At 38.4% G+C, this 22028-nt stretch carries 14 protein-coding genes and 1 pseudogene; 11 read left to right on the plus strand and 4 right to left on the minus strand.

Going from position 1 to position 22028, the window contains the following annotated elements; all coding sequences use genetic code 11:
• The 4 genes and pseudogenes from ABMA79_RS04705 to ABMA79_RS04720 form a co-directional block, all read left to right on the plus strand.
• A pseudogene (locus tag ABMA79_RS04705) lies at positions 1-1366 on the plus strand (hypothetical protein); the annotation flags it as partial.
• Between the two features lie 44 nt (positions 1367-1410).
• Entirely contained in the window at positions 1411-2382 is a 972-nt protein-coding gene (locus tag ABMA79_RS04710; RefSeq protein ID WP_392855837.1) for a hypothetical protein, read from the plus strand.
• Between the two features lie 43 nt (positions 2383-2425).
• Positions 2426-2890 (plus strand): cyclic nucleotide-binding domain-containing protein, encoded by a 465-nt coding sequence (locus ABMA79_RS04715; RefSeq protein WP_392855835.1) that lies wholly within the window; start codon positions 2426-2428, stop codon positions 2888-2890.
• Between the two features lie 340 nt (positions 2891-3230).
• Positions 3231-3845: a transposase gene (locus tag ABMA79_RS04720; RefSeq protein WP_392855833.1), complete on the plus strand. Its 615-nt coding sequence runs from the start codon at positions 3231-3233 to the stop codon at positions 3843-3845.
• A 16-nt stretch (positions 3846-3861) separates the two neighbouring features.
• Here ABMA79_RS04720 and ABMA79_RS04725 read toward each other — a convergent pair whose 3' ends face one another.
• Entirely contained in the window at positions 3862-5103 is a 1242-nt protein-coding gene (locus ABMA79_RS04725; RefSeq protein WP_393090685.1) for a CinA family nicotinamide mononucleotide deamidase-related protein, read from the minus strand.
• Between the two features lie 90 nt (positions 5104-5193).
• Between ABMA79_RS04725 and ABMA79_RS04730 the strand changes: the two genes are divergently transcribed.
• Positions 5194-6744 (plus strand): NAD(P)/FAD-dependent oxidoreductase, encoded by a 1551-nt coding sequence (locus ABMA79_RS04730; RefSeq protein ID WP_392855830.1) that lies wholly within the window; start codon positions 5194-5196, stop codon positions 6742-6744.
• On the opposite strand, the gene ABMA79_RS04735 is transcribed toward ABMA79_RS04730, so the two are convergent.
• Entirely contained in the window at positions 6741-13583 is a 6843-nt protein-coding gene (locus ABMA79_RS04735) for a tandem-95 repeat protein (RefSeq protein WP_393090688.1), read from the minus strand. The two genes, ABMA79_RS04730 and ABMA79_RS04735, sit on opposite strands and share 4 nt — an antisense overlap.
• Positions 13584-13769: 186 nt before the next feature.
• On the minus strand, positions 13770-15677 hold the full coding sequence (locus ABMA79_RS04740; RefSeq protein WP_393090691.1) for an ABC-F family ATP-binding cassette domain-containing protein: 1908 nt from the start codon (positions 15675-15677) through the stop codon (positions 13770-13772).
• A 131-nt stretch (positions 15678-15808) separates the two neighbouring features.
• Here ABMA79_RS04740 and ABMA79_RS04745 point away from each other — a divergent pair, with 131 nt between their 5' ends.
• The 6 genes from ABMA79_RS04745 to ABMA79_RS04770 are packed head-to-tail and all read left to right on the plus strand — an operon-like array spanning position 15809 to position 21581.
• Positions 15809-16957, plus strand: coding sequence for a hypothetical protein (locus ABMA79_RS04745; RefSeq protein WP_393055969.1), 1149 nt, complete (start codon positions 15809-15811; stop codon positions 16955-16957).
• A gap of 25 nt (positions 16958-16982) precedes the next feature.
• Complete coding sequence (locus tag ABMA79_RS04750; protein WP_393090694.1) at positions 16983-18422, plus strand: phytoene desaturase family protein; 1440 nt, start codon at positions 16983-16985, stop codon at positions 18420-18422.
• Between the two features lie 19 nt (positions 18423-18441).
• Complete coding sequence (locus ABMA79_RS04755) at positions 18442-19182, plus strand: SDR family oxidoreductase (RefSeq protein ID WP_392855820.1); 741 nt, start codon at positions 18442-18444, stop codon at positions 19180-19182.
• Positions 19182-19592 carry a 3-hydroxyacyl-ACP dehydratase FabZ gene (gene fabZ / locus ABMA79_RS04760; RefSeq protein ID WP_392855817.1) on the plus strand — a complete coding sequence of 137 codons (411 nt, stop codon included), beginning with the start codon at positions 19182-19184 and terminating at the stop codon, positions 19590-19592. Before ABMA79_RS04755 ends, fabZ begins: the two co-directional genes overlap by 1 nt.
• A gap of 9 nt (positions 19593-19601) precedes the next feature.
• A complete protein-coding gene (locus tag ABMA79_RS04765) occupies positions 19602-20384 on the plus strand; it encodes an enoyl-ACP reductase (protein WP_392855816.1) in 783 nt (260 codons plus the stop codon).
• 42 nt (positions 20385-20426) lie between these two features.
• Complete coding sequence (locus tag ABMA79_RS04770; RefSeq protein ID WP_392855815.1) at positions 20427-21581, plus strand: hypothetical protein; 1155 nt, start codon at positions 20427-20429, stop codon at positions 21579-21581.
• On the opposite strand, the gene ABMA79_RS04775 is transcribed toward ABMA79_RS04770, so the two are convergent.
• Positions 21578-22006: a hypothetical protein gene (locus tag ABMA79_RS04775; RefSeq protein WP_393090696.1), complete on the minus strand. Its 429-nt coding sequence runs from the start codon at positions 22004-22006 to the stop codon at positions 21578-21580. The genes ABMA79_RS04770 and ABMA79_RS04775 overlap by 4 nt on opposite strands.
• Positions 22007-22028: the final 22 nt, after the last annotated feature.

Raw genomic sequence — 22028 nt, forward strand, 5'->3', positions numbered from 1 at the left:
TGGTGGACTTAAAGAAGCCCTTGGACAGGCCAAAGGTAAACTTGCCGGAATGGGCAAAGAAATCGGTGGACTAAAAGATGCTCTTGGAAAAGCAAAGGGTGAGCTTGCTGGTCTTGGTAAAGAGAACGGTGGACTTAAAGAAGCTCTTGGAAAGGCCAAAGGTAAACTTGCCGGAATGGGCAAAGAAATCGGTGGACTAAAAGACGCTCTTGGAAAAGCAAAGGGTGAGCTTGCTGGTCTTGGTAAAGAGAACGGTGGACTTAAAGAAGCTCTTGGTAAGGCACAAGGTAAACTTGCTGGTCTTGGAAAAGAGAACGGTGGACTTAAAGAGGCCCTTGGTAAAGCAAAAGGTGAGCTTGCTGGACTTAATAACGAAAATAATGACTTAAAAGGGAAGGTTGCAGGACTTGGTAAAGAGGTAAGTGACCTACAAAATGCCCTTGCTAATAAGAATGATGAGAATGGTAATCTTGGCCGTAAAATCGCATCTCTTGGTGAAGACCTAAATGCTTGTGAGACAGGATCAAGTGCCTTGAATCAGAAAGTTACAGAACTTGGTAATGGACTAGATGGTGCGAATAAGAAGCTTAACTCTTGTCTTGCTGAAGTTAATGATAAGAAAGATTTCATGAAACAAGTTAAGAAGATTGCGAAAAAAGTTGAAGATCAGAAGAAGAACTTACGTGCAAATATTGCGAGAAACCTTGCTGACAAATTTAGAAGTAATAATATCGATGCAGCGGTTGATCCAAAAACAGGTAACGTAACACTTCTAATGGATAAGAACTTACTATTTGAAACAGGTTCTTCAAGACTAAGTAGACACGCTAAGAAGAAGCTTAAGTCGCTTATTCCATTGTACTCTGAAGTTTTATTTGCTGATGATACAGTAAGAGAGCAACTTGATAGCTTCAATGTTGAAGGTCACGCCTCTCCACTATTTGGTGGTAAGGCACTTGATCCAATGATGGCAGAAGCCTATTCGTATAACTATAACTTAAACCTATCGTCACGTCGTGCCCTAGCTATTTCAAATTATATTTATAGCGATGGTATGAATTATCCATATAAGTTCTATATGAGAAATGTGACGAAGTCGATTGGTTATGGTTTCTCAAGACCGATTCCTCTTGAGACAGTAATCGAGAGACAACGTGAATCGATTGCAGCTGAACTAATTGAACCAAAAGGGTTTATTGTTGAAGAAAGAAAGCCTGCTAGTTTTGCAGTACCACTTGCAAACGAAGACATGAAGTGTGGTGACTATAGTTGTTCACAGTCACAACGTGTTGAGCTGAGCTTTACATTAAAAGATGATCCAAAAGCGATGGAGAGGTTACTGCAACTGTCTCCAAAAGTGAAATAGAATACCAATAGTCGAGGATTGGTAGACCTAACAAAGAGGTACGTATGATTGAGATTGTTTTAGGGTTTTTCGGTACATATCTTATCGAATTTATGATGGGGCTTTTAGTATGCGCCCTTGTATTCCGCTACTTAGCATATCGTCACAGTAAGGATGATGATGCTTACTACTCTCGTTTTACACGTGAGTTAGATGCGGCCATCGATGATGACAAGCAAAAGAATATACCAATCGATGATATCGATTCTTATATGTCTAATCTTTTAGGACGTGTAAATGCGGCCCTACCAGATAATGCTCTTCGTTTCAGCAATAATGCCAATATTCAAAATCGTCATTATGACGGTAAAGAGGTCATGCAACAGCAACAAAGAGAGATCGATAAAGAAATCGATAACTCAGAGGGCTCAAGTATTTCTCTGAATCAGTATATCGGTTCTAAACATGGTCTTATTGCTTCAATTCACGGGGAGAGTTCGGTATTTAAATCAACTGTTCCTCCAAACTATACAGAGCTTACTGATCGTATCATGAGTGATGATAGAAACTGGACTAAACTTTATGGACATATTCCTATCGATGGTGCGTCTCGTATGATCGATATTCTTCCAAACCTATTTATTGTATTTGGGGTTTTCGGAACGTTCATTGGTATTGCCATGGCCCTTCCAGAGATTGCGGCCATTGACTTTAATAATATTGAAAAATCTTCAGATAACCTGACTCGTTTCGTTATCAACGTTGCCTTCTCGATGAAGACATCGATTGCGGGGATTTTCTTCTCTCTAATTTTAACTTTCCTAAACACTCTTTTCCCTCTGCCGGAAAAGCGTTACAAAATTTTTAAGAAAGTTGAAACTTCTATGCAAAACCTTTGGTATCACCTTCAACGAGGTAATGCTAAGGAGCAGAGTACAATGCAAGGTGTACTTAAAGTTCTTCAAAGTATCGAAAGATTCATGCGTGAAGATGCTCCAATTAAAAAGGTGGACCCTGATAAGAAGAATGTTGCTTAATTAAGTAATTACTTAAAGCTGACTTTAAATCTGGAGAAGAGAGATGAGTGTTTTATCAATCGTTAAAGGTTGTCCGCTATTTTTTGACCTTTACGACAATGAAATTATGACTATATGTGAGCGCTGTAAGGTGCTCACGCTAAAGCCTGGTGACTATGTTTTCAAACACGGTGACATTGGTGAGGAATTATTTCTCATCCTTAACGGCTCTGCCAAAGTTTTCAATGCTAGTGATAAAGAAATCGCTCGTTGTAAGAAAGGAGATCTCTTTGGAGAGATGGTACTTCTAAAAGAGAACGTTCGCTACGGAACCGTTCAATCAGATAATTATACAGATGTTCTCGTCATGAACTACTCGGACATATTCGGCCTGTACAAAACCAATCCTCGAATCTTTTCACTCTTGATACTCAATCTATCAAGGTTACTGGCCGGACGTTTACAGGGCGCAGGTAAACGAATTTCAACCCTAATCATGGAAATGGAAGAAATTAAGAAAGCTGCCTAAAGCTAGCGCTGAGATGGGGGGAGGGGCAGTTCACTGAGCTGCCCCCCTTTTTGGTACGCGCCACCTTTTCGAGATTTTAATCACTTAGTCTCCAATTTCTTCTATACTTAAGCCTAAATTTTCTATCTCGTTGCTTTTCATTAGTATTCATTATGGAATGAAGTCTTTTGTATTAGTAATCTTAATTCTTGTGAGTTTTCTGAGGAAGATTTCTCTTTTTTATTAGATAACTTTCTAGAATCTCGAAAAGGTGGCGCGTACCATGTTTCGTAATCGAATTAAAAAATAAAATGATGTCGTTTTTATTTATTTGTCATGTCAGATACGACAGAACGTCTGAATGCCTAGACCTAAATTAATTAGACAAAATGAGTTTCCTTATCACGTAACTTCTCGAACTAATAATAAAGTTCCTTTTCCTCTACCAATGTATCATGTTTGGGATTTAGCTAAGCAGGCATTAGCTTATGCTCGGAAAAATGTTAATGTTGAAATAAATTGTTTCGTTTTAATGAATAATCATTATCACTTACTCATTACAACTCCTAATGAGAATCTTGATAGATTTATGATGTATTTTAATCTCAAACTCTCAAAACTAATCAGTCAAAATGCTAGAGTAATAAATCATAAATTCAGTAATCGCTATAAGTGGACAATTGTGTCCAATCAGGACTATTTACAAAATGTATATCGTTATATTTATCAAAATCCTCTAAGAGTAAATATTGTAGAAAGATGCATTGATTATCCATATAGTTCTCTACACTTCACAAGCTTTGAAGCTCGCTTGTTAAACTATAGGCCACATTTTAAGTATGCAGATGAGGTGTCTTTTTATGAACGAAGATTTTCAAGTAACTTAACTAATATAATTAGCACTTCTTTAAAAAGGAGTGTTTTTAAAATTCCTCTTAGTGTAAGTACTCATGATCGCAAGATGTTGAAATCCTGAAAAGGTGGCGCGTACCTTAAAGGTCGCGTACCTTCGCAAGAAGTAAGATCAAGCCTTGTTGGCAGAATTTATTTTTCAAACGCATACGATCTCCGCGAAACTCGTATCTTTGTGCCGATACACCTTCACTTGTGGCAACACCGATGCAAACAGTACCAACTGGTTTGCCAGGAGTCGCACCACCTGGACCCGCAATTCCAGTATAAGAAATGGCAATATCAACACCTAGGGCCTTGCGAGAACCAGCGGCCATCTCAGTTGCTGTTTCAATGCTAACGGCGCCATGGTTCTTGAGTGTTTCTTCTTTGACGTGAATAATATTTTCTTTCACGGAGTTGGCATAACTGACGACTCCGCCAAGAAAGACTGAAGATGAGCCTGAGACATTTGTTATTGTTGAGCTGGCAAGTCCGCCTGTACAGCTTTCTGCAAAGCCAATTGTCAGCTCTTTTGCCTTTGCTTCTTCAACAATGACTTCTTCGATTGAGCGAAGGCCATATGTCCAAATATTATTTTTAATTTCTGTGGCCTCAATAATGTCACGGATCTTTTGTCGTGAGTCTTCATTTTGATGCTCTGGTTTTAGATTAATTGTAATGTCCACACCTGAGATAATTGGGAGGGAGCTTACCTTGCCAAATTGTTCGAGGTCTTCCCAAAGGTTAGGGCAAAGTTTAAAGAAGATTGTTTCTTCTGGGATACTGTGAGTACGGCAAACAAAGAGTTCATGAGAGCTTTCTGCTCGGTCCTTAAGCATAGGAACAATGCTATCTCGAATCATGGTTTGGCATTCGCGTGGTACACCTGGGGTACAAAAGATTTCACAGCTTCCAAGTTTTGCATGAATTCCTGGAGCGAGTCCTGAAGGATTATAAATGGGAGAGGTGTCTTTTGGGAGTAAGTGGTAATTACTTGATTCACGTGAAAATGTTCTGCCAAAAGCTTCATATTGTCTTATGGCGACCTTTTCTGCCTCGAGGTTCTCAACAAGTTCAACTCCTAGTGCATTTGCAACAATGGATTTTGTTAAGTCATCTTTTGTTGGCCCTAGCCCTCCTGTAATGATAAGAAAGTCATTTTCAGTGGCCTGTTTTTTAATTTCCTGAGTTACTTGATCAAATTTGTCTCCTAGGACTGTGCACTTTTTGAAGTCAAATCCAAGGGGAGCGATCTCTTTTGCAAGTATTTGCAAGTTAAGATCATTAATTTTTGCATTTAGCAGCTCGTCACCAATGATTATTTGGGAAATTTTGGCCATGTTAATCCTTTAATTTGGGCAAGATAGGTTATAATATACGCTGATTATTTTATCACATAACTTTATCATATAGAGAAAGAAAGAGTACGAATGAGTAAAATTACGAATTTTAAATTAGACTACGATCAAGACCTAGAGTTTTACCTAAATAAGAACTTTCCAGGTTTTGCTGATTATCGAATCCATAATAAGGCCCTTGATGCTCGTGGTGCAAATCGCGGAAAGAAGCCTATCTATAATTATAAAGTAGAAATTATTTATCCAGGAGAAGAGTTTTCGGCCTACCGTGAACAATTTAATTTTCTTGATAATTTTTCGCAAACACCAATTATTATTGGTGCAGGCCCTGCGGGTCTATTTTGCGCTCTACGCTTAGCTGAGTATGGAATCAAGTCAGTGATTATTGAAAGGGGAGATCGTGCTCATAATCGTATGAAGCATATCGCTCGCTTTTGGCGCTATAATGAATTTGATGATGATAATAACGTATGCTTTGGTGAAGGTGGCGCTGGACTGTTTTCTGATGGAAAGTTGATTACGCGTATTAAGTCACCTTACGTTCAATACGTAATGAATCGTTTTGTTGACTTTGGTGCACCTCCTGAGACGGCCTACGTTTCTAACCCACACTTAGGTTCGAATAAGATTCGAGGACTGATTAAAAAAATCACGGATCACTTAAAAGACAAAGGTTGTGAGATTCACTATAACGTAAAAGTTGATGAAGTTCTTTTTGAAGAAGATAAGAAAGTCGCAGGTGTAAAGCTTAGTGACGGAAGAATTCTGGAGAGTAATAATGTTGTTCTAGCAACAGGGCACTCGGCAAAAGAAATTTACTATCATTTGAAAGATAAAGAAGTTGCTATGGAAGCAAAAGACTTTGCTGTAGGTGTGCGTATTGAGCACCGTCGTACGCAAGTCGACTTCCTTCAGTATGGGCGTTTTGTACAAGAAAATCTTGGTGCCGCACGCTACAAGCTTACTTATCATAATAAAAATGTTGATAAAGGAACATACTCATTCTGTATGTGTCCTGGTGGTTACGTTCTCTCATCTGGAACAGATGCGGATGGTATTGTTGTAAACGGAATGAGTAACTTTGCTAGAAACTCACCGTGGTCGAACTCGGCACTTGTTGTCTCTGTAAACGCAGGGAAAGACTTTGGCCTTGATGATGTTTTAAATGGCCACTACTTTCAACGCGATATTGAAAAGAAGGCCTATGAGGCTTCTGTTGCAAATGCTACAGGAAAAGAGATTCCTTCTCAAAGAGTTCAAGACTTTCTTGATGGACGAGTTTCAAAAGACCTTCCAAAGACATCTTGTCCTTCAGGGATTTTCTCTCATAACTTAACAACGATCTTACCTGAATTTATTGCACAAGGTTTACGTGAAGGTTTAGAGTCTTTTGATAAGAAAATGAAGGGCTTTGTTAATAATGATGCTCTTTTATTAGCGCCTGAAACTCGTACTTCTGCACCTGTGACAATTAAAAGAAGTCGCGCAACATTTGAGTCTGATTCTCACAAAGGCCTATATCCTTGTGGAGAAGGTGCGGGCTATGCAGGTGGAATTACATCTGCTGCTGTTGATGGTGTTAAAGTTGCCATGGCCATGATTCGTAAAGAAAAAAATATCTAAAGAAAATACTCTGCAACTGCAAATAATCCATTTTGAATAACTAAGAAGTGAACAGAATGATTAGTTGGGTTGTAGAGAATTTTTCTCTGTGATGAATAACAACTAACCTGTGCATCCCAACTTAATTCAGTCTCGATATCATCTGTAAAATTATACTGCCAAAGCTTATTACTTGAACAATAGTAATAATACTCTTTCGAATTATGGCGTACGTGAGTGAAGCCGTTAGTCGTTCTTGGTAGCATTGTGTAATCAACAATATTTCCATCGCCGCCTTTTACCATAACTCGCGCAGAGCTTGTTTGTTTAAACATCCAACCCAGTGTTGAGTCGTAGTGTGCATTAACCATTCCGCCATAAGTTGGTACACGAGTTGTTGCTAAAGGTGTTCCAGCACTATAGAAACTTCCTCTTTCTGTATCAGGCATCCCCGCAAAGTGTGACTGACGGTAGCTATCGCTCATATCATATAGTTTAATAAATGCATCTGAAGTCGTTGAACCGTTATAACGTGACTTGTGAAGCATCAGCTCGCCATTTGCCACCCCAAGGATTTGCTCGTTATACCAGTCAAATTTAATATCTGTTCCGACGAGTCCATCGGATGCAGCATCAAAGTACCAAGTGGCACCACTTCCAATAACACGTGTATTCGTTAATGTTGTTCTGCTGTAGCGATTTACACCTGAACCAACATCATCAAAAATATCTCCTGTCGTTCGATCAACGGAAAAGCTATAGGATCTCGCTGAGTAACCACCAACAATAGTTTCGATGGTTCCACCAATTGTAAATTCTCTGTATGTTCCTGAAACGTAATCTCCGACAACGATTGTGTTGTCTAGGCCGTTATCTTTACCCCAATCAATTTGCCAAGAGGCCGAGATACGAGCAGATAGTGCACTTTCTCCATCTCCTGAAGAAGAGAATTGTCCAGCTAGAGTTACGACATTACCACTATCATCTAATGTTCTAATAAGGCCGTGGTCATTAAAATAGATTTTACCTTGTTGGTTTACAAAATAACCTTGAAGATCAATAGGGCATGACGTTGCCGCAGTCCCATCTGCACATGGCGTACTTGAAGTCGAGTCTGTACCTAGAACTCTTGTGTACGTATTAGTGACATGGTCATAGTGCATAAGGTTTCTGCCGTGATTATAATCAAAGTAGATCTTACCATCTAATCCTGTTTTATATATTGAACGATAACCTGTGTAGATATCATAAGGAGCTATAGCATTGTAAGTTGTTGTCGGTGTTCCTGATGCATAGTCTAGTCTAGCGACACGGTAATGAGTATTTCCTGTGACAGGCTTATGAACTGATACATGCATATGCTCAAGCGTTGAGTTAACCGCATTATAGGCGATGGCCATATTTGTAACACTTCTTCCAGACCAACTATAAGTGTCTTCATTGTAGATACCGACACCATCGATTTGAATACGATTGACTATATTCTCGCTTGCATCAAAGTGAAACCAATTGCGATCAGTATTACTTGAAGTACTTCTAAAGTAGAGGTCGCCGTTTGGTAGAGGTATAAGCGTACCTTGAAAGCGGTGAAAGCTTGCAATGTCGATTGCACTTGGTGCGAAACTTGTTCCTGGATTAGAGTTAGAACCTCCACCGACTAGAGTCGATATTTGCCAAGGAGTCGTATTCATATCAATACGTCTAATACTTCCCTTATCAACAATAAGAAGCCCATTGTTGTAGTCAAGAGTAATGGCATTTGCAAAGCCAATTGTGGCATTCTCAATTGATCCGCCATCTCCACTTGGTGTACCTGTTGTTGGTAGTAATTCTTTAATAATTCCTGTGGCAGGATCTACCCATAAGAGACCAGCATCTAGGTCACGATAGAATATATCTCCACGATCAGTAACTACCGTTGAGAATAGGTCAATTTCATATGTTGAATTTCCATCTTTGAAAATAACTGAACGTCCACTTCCGCCAACTCCTTTTTCAGTACTTCCTGCAATAATTCTAAAGTTAGATTCATTAAGAGGTGCCGAAGTCATAAAGGTTTCACTTCCGTCGCTATCAAGTGCCACAACTCTGATCTTATAAACAGCATTAGTAGGTGATAGTGCTGTTAGTTTGATACAGCCTGTTTCTTGGGCCGAAATCGTACAACCGCTTCCTTGAATATTGGCAACACTATCCATTAGAAGCTCATATTTCTCTTCTGTTCCATCCATATAAGAATAGTAAATACTAATTGGATTGGTTGCTAGTCCCTCATTATCAATGGCCTTCCATTTAACGTAGATATCACTGTTTTGAGGTGCCTGAAGTTGTGCAAGCGTGGCCGGTGAGCTTGGTGTATTTGTATTCGTAGCACTAATATTAAAAATTTCAGGAGGTGTTCCTGGCATATAATTAATCGATTCTTTATCAACACCAGCTACTTGAGTATTTGTCGAAATATTCCCAGCAGCATCGGCTGCCCACGCATAAACACTATAGCTATTAGTGACAAAACCAATTCTTACATAGAGATTGTCCGCACTCGTGATTGTTAAATTCTTCGTTCTTTTTGCCTCAGGAAGTGTTGTGAAGCATTCATCATTAATACTTGAAGGCGCTGTTGTATCATCATACTTGAGACAAATATATGTAATATCTGAAGCAGAGTCCGCTGCAGTCAGATCAACTTGAACATTATTATTTCCAGTTGTTGTTGCACCACCATTTAATGAAATTGAAGAAATTGTCGGTGCTGTTCCATCAATGACAAAAGTCTTCTGCACCGTCGTGCTATGTCCTGCTGCATCTGTAAAGCTTACTTCAAAGACGGCATTATTAACTTCACTTCCTAGTGTGATATCAGTCGAGTAGCTCTTTGAAATATTCTCACTTGTAACAGCTGCTATTGCCGTTAGATTTTGCCAAGAGCTTCCATCAAAGAATCTTAAAGCGAAATCATTTGCACCAGCATCAATATGTTTCTCTGTTAGTGTCCACGAAAATGTCTTTGTTGTGCTTTGCCCATATGATGTAAATGTATCGTGAGCAAGTTGTGGCGCTGTCGAGTCGATCCAGAATGTATTCGATTCAACTGTGTTAGTATTTCCAGCAAGGTCACTAAGTGAGACCCTTACTTTTGCGTCTTCAATATCTAGTGCTGGAACTGTCCATGCTTGTGTAAAAGTCGTATTTGATAATGGGCCAACACTTGCATTTAGTGATGAAGTGATATTTACCCAAGCACTCCCATTCCAATAGTCAATTGTATGTGTTTGAGTAGCTGAAATATTATCTTCCGTAATATCCCATGAAAGGGTAATGCCATTTGATCCTGCTTGATTAGCAACTGTGGCAATCGAGATTGTAGGGGCTATCGTATCATAGTAAACAGAGATATCTGTTGATGTTAGCGATACGTTACCATTTACATCCTTAGACCATGCCTTAAGAGTATGGAGTCCTTGATTTGTATTGGCCAAGGTATATGTAATGGCCGATGCTGTTGTTGAACAAGACTGCCATGAGCTATCTGCAGGAGTAGGTTGAGTTCCTTCATTAATTAGGACAAAGCTTATGTCACTACATGAACTAACTGTAAGATTAGTATTCGTTGAATTCGTATAAAGAGCAGAGCTAAGTGCAATAGTCGGTGGTGCTGAAGGAGTCTTGTCTGCTACTGTAATTGTGACAGTCGCTGAACTAAGGGCATCTGTAGTTGTGTCATTGGCAATAAATGAGAATGTATCAACACCATTGAAGTTTATATTTGAAGTATAAGTACAAGTAAGATCTGTGCCGTAACTTCCTGTTGTAATACAATTTGTAAGAGACCCGTTTGTTGGCATCGATGTTATTTTATAAGCTAAGCTATCTCCATCAACATCCGTTGCATTTGAAAGAGTAATACTTAGTGGAGTGTTGTCATCTGTTGAGAAACTTTGATCCAATGCCATCTCTGGAGCATCATTAATTGCTGTCACATCTATTGTTACAGTTGCTGTATTCGAGTCTAAGCTTGCATCACTAGCTTTATAAGTGAATGTATCTTGGCCATTGAAATTGGCATTTGGCGTATAAGTACAGGCCCTTGAATTTCCCTCGTCACAGACAAGAGTACCGCTAGCAGTTGTCGAAACGATAGTGTAAGTCAGAGCATCGTTTTCAATATCTGAAGCTGCATTTAAGTCAAAGCTTACTGAATTATCTTCTGTTGTTAAAACACTTTGTGTTGCCGTTAAGACAGGAGCGTCGTTTACAGCGCCAATATTAATTGTAACAGTTGCCTGTGTAGGAGAGTCCGCTAACGTGTCATTAGCTCGATATGTAAATGAATCAGTCCCGTTAAAATTTAAATTCGGTGTGTATTCACAAGTAACGTCAGTTGAGTAGCTTCCACTTGTAATACAATTTGATAGTGTCCCATTCGTAGGAGCTGTAATAAGCTTGTACTGAAGTGTTTGTGCCGGTACATCAATATCAGTCGCACTATTAAGTGTGAAACTTACAAGAGTGTCTTCATTTGTTGATTCACTTTGGTCACTACCAATTAGAGGCGCATCGTTTTCTGATGAGATTGTGATTGTTGCTGTTGCAGTATTTGAATCAAGATTTCCATCATTAACTTTATATGTAAAAGTATCAACTCCGTTGAAGTTTGCTGAAGGCATATACTGACAATCTCTTGAAGTACCCCCCGTACAAGTTAAAACACCATTAGAAGTCGTTGATACGATAATATAGTCTAGAGTATCGGCTTCAATATCACTTCCTGTATTTAGCGTGAAAGCAAGAAGTGTATCTTCTGCTGTTGTTAGTGTCTGAGTTGAAGAAAGTATCGGAGCATCATTTACGGCCGTTGTATTTATTGTAACTGTTGCCTGGCCAATTGAGTCGTATTGGCCATCGTTAACAATATAGGTAAATGTGTCTGAACCGTTATGGTCTGCATTAGGTGTGTAAGTACAACTTAGATCCGAAGTATAACCATCTGTTGTAAAACAATTTGATAACGTTCCATTTAAAGGTGGCGTGATTAACTTATAGCTTAATTCAGCACTAGTGTTGTCTATGTCTGATGAATCAGTAAGAGTGAAGTTTAAAACATTGTCTTCTGTTGCAACAAAAGTCTCATTTGCTGCGATTGTTGGCCTATCATTCACGTTTGCAACATTAATATTAACGATCGCAATATTTGAATCCAGCTCTGAGTCGTTTGCCTTATATGTAAAGCTATCGCTACCTGTGAAGTTGAGGTTAGGTGTATACGTACAAGCTGTTGTGCCAGCGCTACAAGTCAGAGTTCCATTCGTCGGTTGTGTTTCAATTGAATAAGTTAATGAGAATGAATCTGGGTCTACTCCTTGTGTTAAACTAAAATCTAAATTTGAGTCTTCCGTAGCACTAATTGTTTGTGGAGTGGCCAAAGTAGGAGCGTCATTCACTTGATTAATATCGATTTCATAGCTTTTTTCGTGGAAAGGAAAATTTGTATCGACACGATCATTCCCACTTTGCTTCTTTCCGACCTTAAGTGTGATTGTTGCCTTTGGAAGAGTATTAGATGGAGGAGTGTAGTTCCAAGCATTGCCTGTTCCTGTTGAGACACCATCAACAAACCATTCATAGGCAACTTGGTAAGTTGAGTCCCAGTGATCTGCAAGTGCAGAATACGAAGCCGAAACCCCTTCATCCATAAAGGTTGCTGTTAGAATTGTTTTAATCTTAGGCTTGGAGCTTTTTAGGACTTCAAGGTTTTCACCATCTGTTAACTCGTTAAAAGTGTTTTGTATTTCGTTATCACTTTCAATTTGTGTATAGGCATCTTCAAGATTAGTCAGATTTTCATCAAGAGTTTTTGATAGGGCCTCTTCTGCTTCCTCTAATTTCTTTGTGAAGCTTGCATCTGTTGAGTAATCAATACTAGTTGAGGGTAGTTGGGCAAGTATTGTTGAAGCTGCTGTAATATTTTGGTTCTTATAGAAACTTGTGACGATTTTTTCTAGTTCGATATCGCAACCTAGAAGCTTGATCTTGTAGCGTGCTGGTGCTGTTAGGTCTAAATCAAGCTCATTAATATTAAATTCAAATTGAGTGGACGTTGCAATCGTCTCTAAATCAATTGGATTGTCTTCGAGAATAGACATCGTAACCGTATCAAAGATTGCAACTTTTGGATCAGGACAAGTCGTCGCTGCATACGCGCTGAACTGGCGTGAGAAAAAATTTGTATGCGTGATCACTCCGTTAAGTGGGGGAACTAAACCCTGTAGCCTTGGTGTCGGAGGAATATATGGATCAGACGATGAAGATGAAGATGAGCTCTTTGAGCTTGAACTTGATGATGTATTTGACTCTTCCTGTGATTGTACTGTTGGTTGGTAATAAAAGCTTGTTCCAGATGATCCGGATGATCCTGACGCTCCCGCTATTTTCTTATCTTTACTCTTGTTGCTTTCTGTTGGATAGTAGCTAGAAGAGGCCATATCTCGAGTATTTGAATAAGCAGGATTTGCGTTACTTGTTTCTGTATAACTACTTCCACCGGAGCTAATTTCTCCTGTCGAAACAACTGAATCATTCTGGTAATTATTATTAAGATAGGCCGGCGACGAGTTGACACTTTCTCCCAAATCTTTAGTTGGAGTCGTCTTCTTTGCAATGAATCTTTTCTTTACTGGTCTTGTTGGATTTACTGAATTGGAAGCTGGTTTACGTTTTTGATTGTTTTCGTTACCGACTACAATTTGATTTGTTGAGTTTGTGGTGTTTGAAGCAACTAGACTACCGTCATTCGAATTTCTACTCGTCAATAGTAGGGCCATCGTGAGTATGACGAGGGCCGATATTGCCTTTAATTTCAAACTTGTTCCTATCCTGTTTACGTACCACTAATAATCGTCAAGTTCATATCGGTAAATTCACATACTTTTTAAGTACTTTTTGATAGTAACAGATTTCTATTATATTAAAGAATTCAGTAGTTTAGGTGGGGAACTTGGCCATTTCCTATAAGAAATAGCCATTCTTCTTTGGCAGTTGCTAACTATTTAAGATAACAGCTCAAAAAGCTCTTCAATCTTTTCATTGAGAACACTCTTTTTTTGATTAAGTCCTGCGATCAATTGATTCTTTTCATCGTCCATATTTGAGTAATCAAAACGAGATAGAAGTTCGTCAATTTTTGCAATTTGTTCTTCAATATCCATGATTTCAGCTTCAACTTTATCGGTATCTACTTTTGGTTTTATCTCGACTTTAACTTCTTCAATAACTTGAGGGCCAACGTCTTCTTGTTGTTGGTTTTCTAGATTTTTTTCAATCTCACGGGCCTCAAGGTATGGACGAACAAAAGTAAACCCACTTGAGAACTTTGTGACGGATTGATTTTCAATTAACCAGACACGATTTGTGATATTTTCTAAGAATGATCTGTCGTGAGAGATGATAATAACAGTTCCTTGGAACTCAGAAAGTTTCTGTTCTAAAATCTCAATCGACTCAATATCAAGGTCATTTGTTGGCTCATCAAAGATCCAAATATCAGCTTCATTCTTTAAGTTAAGTGCAAGTTGAAGTCGATTTAGCTCTCCTCCTGAAAAGCTAGATAGAGGACGATAGAGCTCGCCGCGATCAAAGAGGAAATTTTGAAAATAACTAGCGACGTGAATTGAGCGGCCATTTTTAAAATGAATAAAGTCTTCACCTTCACCTAGAAGATCATATGGTGACTTTGATAAATCAAACTCATCTCTCTTTTGTGAAAAAAGACAAACCTTCAAGTCATCTGCTCTTTTGATTGTACCACTGATATTAGTTAAGCGATCTGCGACTAGTTTCATTAGAGTTGATTTACCAACTCCGTTTTCACCCAAGACACCAATCTTGTCTCCTTTAAAAACTGAAAGGTTTAGCCCTTTAAATAGCGGAGCTTTATTTTCAAAACCAAAAGAAACGTCTTTGAATTGGACAAGTTGTTTTGTTTTTCGATTACTATCATTCATGGCCAGATCAAGTTGACTGCGTGCCTGATCCTTTAACTTTAGGACAGCTTTTGATAAGTCGTTAAAGTTTTCGACACGCTTTTTGGAGCGAGTTCCACGGGCCTTAATCCCTTGGCGCATCCAGGCCGTTTCACGCCTAAGCGAATTCTTTAGTTTTGTTAAAGAGTTTAATCTGAGTTCTTCCTGGGCAGCTGTAAACTCGAGGTACTCGGCGTATGTTCCTTTAAAAGGAGATACAATACCCGCATGAATGTGAAAGATTTTCGTCGTAACTTTTGAAAGTAAGTATCTATCGTGGGAGATGATAACGTGAGTCTTATTAGACTTCATGATCTCATCTTCAAATTGTTCAATTGTTTCAAAGTCTAAGTGGTTTGTTGGCTCATCCCATAGGATAAGGTTTTGCTTTGCCGTTAATCCAAGACTTAATTGAATCTTTTTCTGTTCTCCACCTGAGAGACCTTTTACCTTAACATGAAGATCAGTTAGGCCAAAGGCCTTGATGTAACTTTCGTAATTATTTTTGAGCTCCCAGTAATTTCTGTGCTCAAGCTCTTCCATGATTTCATTTTGTTTCTCAAGTCCCTTATCTGTTGATAAGTCTAGAGTTAGTAAATCATCATTGAGTTTTTTTAAATCACGATATTGAAAATAAAAATATTCAGCAATCGTGATGTCGTCATTAGGTATTGTGAAATTTTGATCGACTTTGAAAACATTAAACTCGAGAGTCGGGCCTTGTGCCTTCGTGGCCTTTTCAAATGTAAATGGGGGAGTTGAGGAGTCTGGTGCTAATTCTTCGTTAATAATTTTTAGTAGCGAAGATTTTCCCATTCCATTTAGGCCAATGAGACCAATTTTGTCCCCGTGCTCAATATAGAATTGTGCGTTATTGAAAATGACTTTCTGCCCAAAGGCAAGATTGATGTTTTTTAAGTTACAAAGGATCGACATGTGTCAAATCTAACCTATTTTTAGTCATTTGGCCCAAAAAATTCTCGTCCATTTTCTAGCCGAAGTGGAGCCTCTTAGGTATGATAATGCCTTTAATAACACACACTTTCACTTATTTCGGGGTAAATATTATGAAGAATTTATTTAAAATAGCATTGGCCGCTATCGCAATGTTCAATGCACAAGCAAATTACGAATTATTAGCAAGTAGTGGTGAATTAAAACTTAATCTTCCTGATCAAACATTTTGGATCAGTACATCTCTTAGATTAGAAAATTCAGGAAAAGTTTGTTTCTCTCTTAGTGGAGCAGACAACGGAATTTCTAAATACGGAATACTTTGTGGGAACCAAGGTGATAATGTGAAGCTTTTTGCTGGAAACGGTGATGAGGCCATTAGTGAGTTCTATCTTTTCAATGATGGAGCGACTGGACAAGATCACGTTGTTTTCGCACCTAATAATGGTTACGAACACACTGGTATTTATACGATTAATCTTGAGACTGGTAAGCGCTTAGAGCATGAAAACTTTGAAGGGATGTTTACTGGTGTTTCTGGTGTGGCCATGAATAGTGAAGACACTTTAATTTACCGTCACTCTTTTGGAACAAGCAAAGCAAAGGTTGTGATCAAGAATCTTGATGGACAAAAAGATGTTTTCACAAGTTTTACAAAAGAGATGGGATATATCTTCTCTCCAGTAACGGCCGGTAATTATGTTCTAACAAAAGTGAGAATGGGCAAGTCTACTGCTGAGTCTCAACCAGATCGTCTCTACCTTTACAATATTAAAAAGGGGAGTCGTCAAATTGTTATGCAGGATAGAGATGGACAACCGTCTTCAAAAATTAAAGCGATCCAAAATCAATACACTGTTAATAAAAAAGGTGACATTGCTGTTTGGGCACAAACAAGTGATGGTGTGAAACTCTTTGCTTCAAGTAATGGGATTGTTAGGCCAATTTTAACTTTAGGAGAAGAGATTTCTAAATTTGATGGTTTTGCTCCTTCAATGAATGCAAATGGGGACATCATTATTCGCGGTTATGATAAGGCCGGTGTAGCGGCAATCTTTACATATATTAATGGACAGTGGTCAAAGCTTATTGGAGAAGGAGACGCTCTTTCGATCAATGGTGTAGACTATGAAGTTGTAGACGCAACTACATCTCCATTTGTTCATGCTCCACGTATCAATGATAACGGTACTGTTGCATTCATTGTTTATGTAATTAATCCAAAAACACAAAAATTATCAACAATGGTATTAAAAAAATAATTTGATTTAAAAAGAAAAGTTAAAAATGACATTACTGAAAAAGAAAGACCCAATTACTAAATTTTATGACGTTATTATCGTAGGCTCAGGGCTTGCAGGTATGACGGCAGCTAACAAACTGGCCAAAGATGGAAGAAGCGTCCTTCTTCTTGAGGCCCATAATAAATTAGGTGGCTTCGCTACATGGTTTAGACGTCCAACAAATGAAGGTGAAAGACATATTTTTGATATCTCTCTTCACGGCTTTCCTGTTGGGATGATTAAAACTTGTCGTCGATATTGGTCAAAAGATATCGCTGACTGCATTGAGCGTGTTGATAAGATTCGTTTTATTAATCCTCAGTTTGAGATTGATACAGATTTCACCAAAGAAGACTATATTAATATCATGGTGGAGAAATTTAATCTTGAACGTGAATACGTTGTGGGGTTCTTCAATGAACTTCGTGCCATGAATTTCTATGATGATGAGGCCATGACTAATGGCCAATTATTTGAAAAATACTTTCCAGGCCGAAATGATGTGGTTCGCTTCTTACTTGAACCAATCGCTTATGCTAATGGTTCAACTCTAGAAGATGAGGCCATTACATTCGGAATTGTTTTTTCTAACTTCATGAATAAAGGTGCTTATATCTTTAGAGGTGGAACGGATAAGCTTATTGGGATGATGAAAGATGAACTACTTGCCAATGGAGTGGATATTAAACTTCATGCAAAAGTAGATGAAATCTTAGTTGAAGATAATGTCGCAAAAGGTGTGCGTATTGGAGAAGAAAGGGTTTTATCAAAATCAGTACTTTCTAACTCTGCCCTTTATAATACGATCTTTAAGATGACTCCTAATGCGAATTATTCTGAAAAATTTGCTAAAGAAGCAAAGGCCGTAAGAGTAAATTCTTCTTCATGTCAGGTTTTTATGGGCCTTAAAGAAGGAGAGTCGATTCCAAATATCGGTGAGCTAATCTTTTACTCAAGCTCAGATAAATTTGATACAGACCTTCTTCTATCACCAAAAGCATACTCTCAGACATTCTCAATCTACTATCCTGATATGAGAAAGCATATGAAGCAAAAATATGCAGTTGTTTCAAGTATCAATGCACGCTATGAAGATTGGATGCACTTAAGTGATGAAGAGTATAAAGAGCGCAAAGAGTATCTTGCACAAAATGCTCTTAATACGATGGAGAAGCTTGTTCCTGGTTTCAAGGACAAGGTTGAGCATGTGAATGTTTCTTCTCCTCGTACTGTAGAGAAGTATACACATCACCACTTCGGGTCTTCATTTGGAACAAAGTTTGAAGGACTTGCTGTTTCTAAAGATCTTCCAAATGAAGTAAAGGGCCTATTTCATGCCGGCTCTGTTGGGATTATCATGTCTGGTTGGCTTGGGGCCGCAAACTACGGTGTTATCGTAGGGCATGACTTAAATACTTACTTAGATAAATCTAGCGAAAATTAAAAAAATAAAAGGAATAAATATGTTTGATTTTAAAGATCAGGTTGCAATTGTTACTGGTGGTACTCGCGGGATTGGACGTGGAATCACTGAAGCTTTCTTAAAGAGTGGAGCACGCGTTGTTGCTACTTATGCTGGAAATCATGATGCGGCCAATGCGTTTAAGGCGCAATTAGGCGAGTTGGGAGAAAATCTCTTTCTTGAGGCCTTTGATGTATCAAATGCTTCTGAAGTTGAAGCTTTTTGGAATCGTATGAATGAGCAGTTTGAGCAGATTCATATTCTTGTGAACAACTCAGGTATCAGAAAGGATAATTTATCTCCTATTATGCCAGATGAAGATTGGGCACGTGTTCTTGATATCAACTTAACTGGTACATTTTTAATGACAAAGAGAGCAGTGAATCACTTTCTTTCAAAGAGATATGGCCGAATCATTAATATGAGCTCTGTTGGTGGAAGCCTAGGCCTTCCGGGACAAGCAAATTATGCTGCTTCTAAAGCAGGTCAAATTGCTATGAGTAAATCAATTTCTAAAGAAGTTGGTAAGAAAGGAATTACGATTAATAATGTATGCCCTGGCTTCATTGAAACAGAACTAATTGCTGATCTTCCTGCTGAGCAAGTTAAGGAATACAAGAAGCAAGTTCCTCTAAAGAGATTTGGAAAGGTTTCTGAAGTTGCTCATGCTGTTCAATTCCTAGCATCTAAAGAAGCGGCCTATATTACAGGTGCATCACTTGAAGTAACTGGTGGACTGTAATGAGCGAACTAAATGTTAAAGATCTCATTCCACAGCGCGAGCCTTTTTTATTTGTTGATAAAATTGTTGAGCGTGAGGGAAATAAAATTGTAACTAGCTATCAAGTTACTGGTGATGAGGACTTTTTTAAAGGTCACTTTCCTGGTAACCCAATTATGCCTGGTGTTCTTCTGCAAGAAGCACTTTTTCAATCTGGCGCGTGTCTGATGGCCGCTGGTGCTGATGGTGGACTAGGTGTCGTTGCAAAAGTATCAAATGCAAAATTCAAAAATATGGTTCGTCCTGGTGATGAGCTAGTGATGGAAGTTGAACTTACTGAACAAATCTCTAATGCTTTCTACTTCAAAGGGAAAACAAAGGTTGCAGGTAAGGCCGTTCTTTCAATCGAATTTACATGTGCAAAAGTATAAAGGTATAAAGTGAGTTTTTTAAATTTTGAAAATAAGTTATTTCTAATCACTGGTGTTGCAAATAAGAAAAGTGTTGCTTACTTCAGTGCAAAAACAATCATCGACAATGGTGGTAAGTGTATATTCACTGTTCAAAGTGAAGATCACCAGGCCAAACTTTCAAAGCTCTTTCCAGAGTCAAAGAGCTACCTTGTTGATGTAACCAGTGCCGATCAAATTAAGGCACTTGCCGTTAATTTGAAAAATGATGAAGTAAAATTGGATGGAATGCTTCATTCAATTGCCTTTGCAAACCTAGCTAATCCAAAACCTTTTCATGAGACTTCTTGGGAAGACTTTGCACAAGCGACTCAGATTTCTTCTTTCTCTCTAGTGCAGCTTTCAAATGAATTATCATCTCTTTTTAATCAAGATGCATCAGTTGTGACGATTTCAATTTCTGATACAAAGGCAACTTCTTATGGTTATATGGGCCCTATTAAGTCAATGCTTGAAACGACTTGTTCTTACTTGGCAAAAAGCTTCAGTGAGTTCTCACGCGTGCGTTTTAATAGTGTTTGTTCAGGGCCATTAAAGACTTCGGCCTCTGCTGGAATTCCTGGTTATATTGATAACTATATCTTTGCTGAAAAGCTTACGATGAGAAAGGAAGCACTTAAAACACAAGAAGTGGCCAATACGGTAGCGTTCTTATTATCTAATGCTTCTAGTGGTGTTAATGCTGCGGGGATTTTAGTGGACTGCGGAATGCGTTCTAACCACTTTGATCAAGCGGTTGTTTCCGGTAAATAAGTCCATACAATCCATTTAATTTTTTTAAGCTATAATAGGGGAATGAAGTTTTTATTCCCCTTTTTTATTTCAATCGGCCTCTTTGCTAACCCTACCTACAACTCTTATTGTAAGAAAGTCAGCTTTGAAAAAGATGAGGCGATATACAACGAAATTGCAAAGCTTAAGGTCGATCTTGCCAACTCAAAGCCTATTGCCGCTGTTGCAGACGAGGCACTTGGAAGCTTAATTGCTAAGAAAAGCCCTGTTGTGACGAGTTGGATTAAGCGTCGAAAACTTGATGTTAACGATCCCGTCAATGTGGCCAAGCAGTGGCGACTCTACTATATCGAAAATATCGTTCTTTCTTCTGGGACATTTAAAGACCGTCCGAAAGTTATTCAGGACTTACTTGATAAAGAGTTAAGTGAGATTTTTTCTGAGCTTTATACAAAGAAGAAGATTGCCTTATTAGAAAATAGTTTAAAATTGGCCAAGAAAAGTGCCCTTTCTGTTTTAAAGATTCAGCTTGGTAAGTCTAAGGCATATAATGAAATCGAAAATAAGGTTAAGGCCATAAAAGTTTTCATACCAATGAAAGTTAAAGGAACTAAGGTGGCCGAGGCACCCCGTGACTTTTTAGAATGGGGCCTTGCTTATGATCCTAAGACTAATGAAATTAATATCGGACTTGAAGGGTTAAATTTTGCTTTTGCCAAGTATCGTGCAACTCTAGTAAGTCTAATGGCACACGAGATTGCTCACTCTTTTGATAGCTGTCGTTACTCTGGTTATTATAAGAGCAAGAATCCTTTTGAATCCATTCAAAAATGTTTAAGGAATTCAACTAGTGCGGGTGCCAAGTATAGAGATGATTCACAACTAAAGTTCTTAGTTCAAAATAAAGTACTAACTAAAGAAGTTGGAGATAACCTCTTAGCAAACCCTACATGTAATCGTTCGCTCTATCCACTTCCTGGAAAGCAAAGAGATCAACTCGATGAAGTCTTTGCTGACTGGTTTAGTGCTGAAGTCGTCGCACACAGTGGCATTGCTGTTGATAATTTACGAAGTGAGCTTTGTTTAGATAAAGAGCTAAGAAAGGGCTCTTCTTACGTCTCAAATGAGAGAAGATTAACTTCAATATATTTAACTCAGCCAACGATCGCTAAGAAGTTAAAAGTAGTCGAAAATGAATATCGACACTGTTCACACTAGGGCTTTTGAAGGTATTTTTCGAAAACCTGTATTCGCTGTAGGATCTTATTTGATAAGTCCAATAGTGATTGATCGATATTTTGTTGAAGATTTCTAAAGTCGGCCTGCATCTTCTTTACATCATCAGCATGTTTTAATTCCAGCTTATTTAGGCGATCTTCGATAACCTTGAGCCCGTCCATATTAGTTTCTTTATTCTTTAGCTCTTCAAGTTGGGCCTTTAGAGTCTTAAGCTCTTTGCCCATTTTGTCATCCATACCTGTTTCGACGCGACTTATTTCTTCTCTGATTTTCTTGACGTAATTTTCAAGAGCATCAATCCTAAATATTTTTGCGTTACCTGGACCTGAGTCAAACTCTGCAAGCTCGGCGTGGATTGGTGATGTGACAGAAAATATTAACAATAAAAGAATATGAAATCTCATTTTTAAATCATATAATATTTTG

Origin of the sequence: Halobacteriovorax sp. HFRX-2_2 (assembly GCF_043196705.1) — a bacterium.
GTDB lineage: Bacteria > Bdellovibrionota > Bacteriovoracia > Bacteriovoracales > Bacteriovoracaceae > Halobacteriovorax_A.

Excerpts from the sequence above, each read along its gene's own strand:
- ABMA79_RS04725 (WP_393090685.1), bottom strand. The coding sequence starts at position 5,103 with ATGGCCAAAATTTCCCAAATAATCATTGGTGACGAGCTGCTAAATGCA.
- ABMA79_RS04730 (WP_392855830.1), top strand. The coding sequence starts at position 5,194 with ATGAGTAAAATTACGAATTTTAAATTAGACTACGATCAAGACCTAGAG.
- ABMA79_RS04710 (WP_392855837.1), top strand. The coding sequence starts at position 1,411 with ATGATTGAGATTGTTTTAGGGTTTTTCGGTACATATCTTATCGAATTT.
- ABMA79_RS04720 (WP_392855833.1), top strand. The coding sequence starts at position 3,231 with ATGCCTAGACCTAAATTAATTAGACAAAATGAGTTTCCTTATCACGTA.
- ABMA79_RS04770 (WP_392855815.1), top strand. The coding sequence starts at position 20,427 with ATGAAGTTTTTATTCCCCTTTTTTATTTCAATCGGCCTCTTTGCTAAC.
- ABMA79_RS04715 (WP_392855835.1), top strand. The coding sequence starts at position 2,426 with ATGAGTGTTTTATCAATCGTTAAAGGTTGTCCGCTATTTTTTGACCTT.
- fabZ (WP_392855817.1), top strand. The coding sequence starts at position 19,182 with ATGAGCGAACTAAATGTTAAAGATCTCATTCCACAGCGCGAGCCTTTT.
- ABMA79_RS04750 (WP_393090694.1), top strand. The coding sequence starts at position 16,983 with ATGACATTACTGAAAAAGAAAGACCCAATTACTAAATTTTATGACGTT.
- ABMA79_RS04755 (WP_392855820.1), top strand. The coding sequence starts at position 18,442 with ATGTTTGATTTTAAAGATCAGGTTGCAATTGTTACTGGTGGTACTCGC.
- ABMA79_RS04745 (WP_393055969.1), top strand. The coding sequence starts at position 15,809 with ATGAAGAATTTATTTAAAATAGCATTGGCCGCTATCGCAATGTTCAAT.
- ABMA79_RS04775 (WP_393090696.1), bottom strand. The coding sequence starts at position 22,006 with ATGAGATTTCATATTCTTTTATTGTTAATATTTTCTGTCACATCACCA.
- ABMA79_RS04740 (WP_393090691.1), bottom strand. The coding sequence starts at position 15,677 with ATGTCGATCCTTTGTAACTTAAAAAACATCAATCTTGCCTTTGGGCAG.